4 protein-coding genes are annotated in these 4,742 nt (G+C 69.3%); 2 read left to right on the forward strand and 2 right to left on the reverse strand.

Features of this window, described 5'->3' with window-relative positions; all coding sequences use genetic code 11:
- Together AB8A24_RS42965 and AB8A24_RS42970 are read right to left on the reverse strand one after the other, a co-directional pair.
- Positions 1-540, reverse strand: a 540-nt coding sequence (locus AB8A24_RS42965) for an AMP-binding protein (protein WP_369479223.1), incomplete at its 3' end; no start/stop codon positions are given.
- Positions 541-665: 125 nt separating this feature from the next.
- Complete coding sequence (locus tag AB8A24_RS42970; protein ID WP_369479224.1) at positions 666-1,784, reverse strand: winged helix DNA-binding domain-containing protein; 1,119 nt, start codon at positions 1,782-1,784, stop codon at positions 666-668.
- A 153-nt stretch (positions 1,785-1,937) separates the two neighbouring features.
- Here AB8A24_RS42970 and AB8A24_RS42975 point away from each other — a divergent pair, with 153 nt between their 5' ends.
- Entirely contained in the window at positions 1,938-3,107 is a 1,170-nt protein-coding gene (locus AB8A24_RS42975; RefSeq protein ID WP_369479225.1) for a magnesium and cobalt transport protein CorA, read from the forward strand.
- Between the two features lie 483 nt (positions 3,108-3,590).
- Positions 3,591-4,742: hypothetical protein (locus AB8A24_RS42980; protein ID WP_369479226.1), on the forward strand; the 1,152-nt coding region annotated here is incomplete at its 3' end.

Consider the following 4,742-nt stretch of genomic DNA (forward strand, 5'->3'; position numbering starts at 1 on the left):
TTCGGGGACCTGGTCCCCGACGGCGATCCGGGTGTAGCCGCCCGGCACCTCGTCGAACTTGGCCGTGTCCAGGTCGCGCGCGATGACATGGCGCACCTGGCCGCGCTCGACCCGGTCGCGCAGGTCGGCCGGGCCGAGCAGCGGGGTGGCGGGGATGACGACGGCGCGCAGTTTCATCGCGCCGAGCATCACCTCCCACAGCTCGCGCTGGTTGCCGAGCATGACCAGGATCCGGTCGCCGGGCGCGACGCCCTGTCCGCGGAGCCAGTTGGCGGCGGCGCCGGACCGTACGGCGAGCTCCGCGAAGCTGAGGCGCCGGCTGGTGCCGTCCTCCTCGACGATGCGCAGGGCGTCGGCGTCGTTCCCGGCGGCGATGTGGTCGAACCAGTCCAGGGCCCAGTTGAAGCGGTGGGGGCGGGGCCAGGTGAATCCGGCGCGGGCGGCCTCGTAGTCGCCGCGGCGTTCCAGTAGGAAGTCCCGCGCGGCCAGGAATCGTGCGGTGGCGTCGTCCTGCGTGCTCTCGGTCGTCATGACGGGCATCGTGCCGCCTTCGGTGTACGGACCACCAGTGCGGCGTCAGCCGCGAGTTGACGAAGCGGGACCGCCCAGGACCGTACGGGAGCGCCCGTCCGGGGAAGGCGGCCGTCCGGGGAAGGCGCCGCGCGTCAGGGGTTGATCGCTCCGAACCGTACGGACACCCCGCCGGCCCCGCCAGCCCCGCCGGGCTCCGCCAACCCCGCCACCATCAGCTCCCCCTCGGCGACGATCTCCTCCTTCGCCGCCTTCGGGACCGGGCCGAACAGCTCGACGGTGAGTGCCTGCCCGTCCAGCTTCCACAGGCCGGCGAGGAACCCGTCCACGAGCAGGGTGCAGTGGGCCTGGTTCCCCGTCCACGTGCGCCCCTTGATCTCCGGGGCGACCACGCGGGTGCGGTCGGCGTGCGAGAGCAGGAGGTTGTCGAACTCCGGGAGGAAGCGCGGCGGGGCCGGGGTGTCAGCGTCGGGGCGAGGGGCGTCGGGGAGGTCGAAGAGTTCCACGCCGTTCTCGTCCTGGAAGACGAGGAGGACCGGGCGCAGCCGCTCGAAGGCCTCGCGCAGCCGGGTCAGTCCGGCCCAGGTCTGCATGTCCTTGACGGAGGCGGGCCCGAAGGCGGCGAGGTAGCGCAGCACGACCTCGTCCACGGGCTGCGCGGCGCCGGCGGGCTTCCCGAGCCAGCTCTCGACGGTGGTGAGCCGGACCTGGCCGCTGCGCCCCCATACGCCCCGCGGGGTGACCTGGACGAGCGGCAGCCGGCAGCGGGCGGCGACGGACAGGGACTGCGGGTCGGCGTCGGGCCATTCCTGGAGCAGTTCCTCGCGGATCTCGCCCATGGTGCGCGGCTCGCTCTCGACGAAGGCGCGGGCGCGCTCGGCGAGGTGGTCCAGATCCACTCCCGTGAGCCCCTTGCGGAAGTAGGTGACCTCGCGGTCGCGGGCGGGCTGGACGAGGGGCCTGAGGGTCAGGGCGTCGTGGGCGGTGTGCGTGTGGATCGTCGACCGCATGGTGACCATCCGGACGACCTCGCGGGATTCCATGAGCCCGGCCAGCTCGGCGGGCCGGAAGTCGGCGAGCCGGGCGTGCAGCTGGAAGTAGGGCGGCTTCACGTTCTGCGCCTGCAGCCCGAGCAGGTGCGCGACGGCGTCCCCCGCGGACATCTCGGCGCGGCTCAGCAGCAACTGGCGGGCGAGCGTGGCACGGTTCAGAGCGCGGGTGTCGAGTACGGGGTGTGTCGTCCTGGAAGCCATGGCAGCAAACTAGCCCTCCTTGCGGACAGATCCGGTCCGCAACCGCCATCCGAAGCGGGCCGGTAACCCCCCTGCCCGGCCCCGGCCGCCCCTTTCTCCCCTATATCCTGCCCCTTGCCCGTAAACACACGTTCGACCGGGAGCTGACCTGCGATGTCGGAGCGTCCAGACCGCCGCCCCTCGCCGTCCGCCGCGAAGCGCGCGGGGTGGCGGCGCCCCGCCGACCCGACCGGCACCACCCCTCCGGCAGGACCGCCGACCGGCCCGCGGCCCGCACCGGCGGCCCCCGCTCCCCCGAACCACCGCAGCGTGATCGACTCGGCCGTCTACCGCGACGGCCGCCGGATCGCCTCCCCGGCCAGCCTCGCCGACACCTTCCGGCAGCTGCGCGAGGAGCCCGAGGGGATGGCCTGGATCGGGCTGCACCGTCCGACCGAGCCCGAACTCCACTCGCTGGCGGCCGAGTTCAACCTCCACGAACTCGCCGTCGAGGACGCCCTGGAGGCCCACCAGCGCCCCAAACTGGAACGCTACGGCGACACCCTCTTCGTCGTCCTGCGCGCCGCCCGCTACCTCGACGCGCAGGAGGAGGTCGACTTCGCCGAGCTCCACATCTTCGTCGGCCCGGACTTCCTGATCACGGTCCGCCACGGGAGCGCCCCGGACCTCTCGGCGGTCCGCCGCCGGATGGAGGGCAACCCGGAACTCCTGTCCCTCGGCCCGGAGGCGGCCCTGTACGCCATCCTCGACGCGGTGGTCGACGGCTACGCCCCGGTCGTCGAGGGCGTCCAGACCGACATCGACGAGATCGAGACGGAGGTCTTCCGCGGCGACCCGGCGGTCTCCCGCCGCATCTACGAACTCTCCCGCGAGATGGTCGAGTTCCAACGCGCCACCCGCCCCCTGGTGGGCATGCTCCACGGCCTGATGGCGGGCTTCGCGAAGTACGGCACGGACGAGGAACTCCAGCGCTACCTCCGCGACGTGGCGGACCACGTGACGCACACGAGCGAGCGCGTCGACGGCTTCCGCCAGGCCCTCACGGAGATCCTGACGGTCAACGCCACCCTGGTCTCCCAACAACAGAACGCCGAGATGCGCGCCTTGGCCGAAGCGGGCTTCGAGCAGAACGAGGAGATCAAGAAGATCTCCTCCTGGGCCGCCATCCTGTTTGCACCCACACTCGTAGGAACCATCTACGGCATGAACTTCGAGGACATGCCGGAGCTGAAGTGGGCAGGCGGCTACCCCTTCGCAATCCTGCTGATGGCAGTGGTCTGCGTCAGCCTCTACGTCATCTTCAAGAAGCGCGACTGGCTCTAGCCAGCACATCCCAATCGGCGATCAACTTCGCTCTTGCGAACATATATAACCGGCCTGCCTGGCCCCCTGGGGAGAATCTGGGGAGAATGCGCACCCGACCCCACCGGGCTCTCCCCTGCGCCTTGGCGCCCCCCTCCCGCGCATCGGCGGCCTTCAGCAGAGCGGGACCCGCGTGGACGTCTGCCCATTAGCCGCCTCAGTGGCATTGCCACAGATGGCACTCCATACGTCACCCCTGAGGTGCAGCCCTTTACAAGGCGTCGCAGACCACTCAGAGTCGGACTGGGGCCAGCGGCTGGCTGGCCACCTCGGGGCAACTTCGCAGGGGCTCCTCTGGTGGCGAGTCCGCAATAGGCTGCCGGTCCTCTGCGATCCATCTGCCGGAGCCTGTTGCTGTACTCCCTCTACCAGCCGTCCGCCCCCTCGAAAGGACACCAGCGTAGTCTCGCCGCGATGAGAGCAATGGGCACGTAGGCTGAACGAGTGGCCGATCCTTCCCTTGCCCGAAGTGGCGTGAGACGTGCGAGCCCGTACTCGACGGGTGGCGGTGGCACCGTCTTGGAGCACCGCTATGGCGCGCTGCTGCTGAGCCATCTGCTCACCGCAGACCCCGTGGACGAGCTGGGGAACGATGTCACTCCGGACGAGGTCCACTTCCAGGCGAGTGCCTACAGCCCCGTGGACGACCTAATGTTGACCGGCCGTTCGGTGGACGGCACGCGGCGGCAGGTGTCGATCGGCGTCCGCCGGGACCCGTCGTTCGTAGCTAGCGACCAAACGACAGTAGAACTAATCGGTTCCTATCTCCAGGTGGTGCACGATCATCCAGAGGAGGTCGCCGAAGGACGTTGGCGACTAGCTCTCGTAGTTGCGAGTCCCAACACACACGTAAGACAGCTCAAGGAGCTGGCCGGCATCGCCCGGGACACGGTGAGTGAGCGTCTGTTCCGCATGGAAGTCTCCCACCCTGGGCGAACGAATCAGGGAGTACGGGAGCGACTGAGCCACTTCGACCACATGGTCGCCTCGGCCGCGGTGCACGCTGGTATCAACATGAGCGGAAGATCCCTCACCGAGCTGACATGGCGCGTGCTCGGCGCATTGCGGCTTCGGGAAGTCCGACTCGAAGGCGTCGACGAGGCGGACCGGGCGATGGCAGTAGGCCGGCTCCGGGGCGTCGTCAAGGCGGGTACCCCAGACGCCGCCGACCGGCTGTTCAGTCGGCTCTGCGAACTGGTGGGCCGATACGCACCGACAGCCGCGACAAAGACCGCCGATTCGCTGCGCCGGGACCTGATTGGCCTTCCTCTTGCTGGGCACTCCTCGGAAGACGGCGGCTCCGACAAGAGGGACGACTCAGAGGCGCGCCACCCAGCGGTGCGCTCCGACTACTTGGCTCAGGTCAGACGCATCGCTCCGCAGCAGCTGCTAGCTCGGGAAGCGGAACTAGCTGAGCTAGCAAGCTTCTGCACTGATCCCGATTCGGAATCGTACTTGTGGTGGCGGGCACAGGCATGGGCTGGCAAGTCAGCCCTACTGTCCACCTTCGTGTTGGATCCTGAGCTTGTTCCGCTTTGGCGGACACCTTTGGTGTGGTGGTCAGGCCGCGAGGGTGGTCTCGTATTCGGCGGGGCT

It is taken from the genome of Streptomyces sp. BF23-19 (genome assembly GCF_041106355.1).
GTDB classification, from domain to species: Bacteria; Actinomycetota; Actinomycetes; order Streptomycetales; family Streptomycetaceae; genus Streptomyces; species Streptomyces virginiae_A.

Excerpts from the sequence above, each read along its gene's own strand:
- AB8A24_RS42970 (WP_369479224.1), bottom strand. The coding sequence starts at position 1,784 with ATGGCTTCCAGGACGACACACCCCGTACTCGACACCCGCGCTCTGAAC.
- AB8A24_RS42975 (WP_369479225.1), top strand. The coding sequence starts at position 1,938 with ATGTCGGAGCGTCCAGACCGCCGCCCCTCGCCGTCCGCCGCGAAGCGC.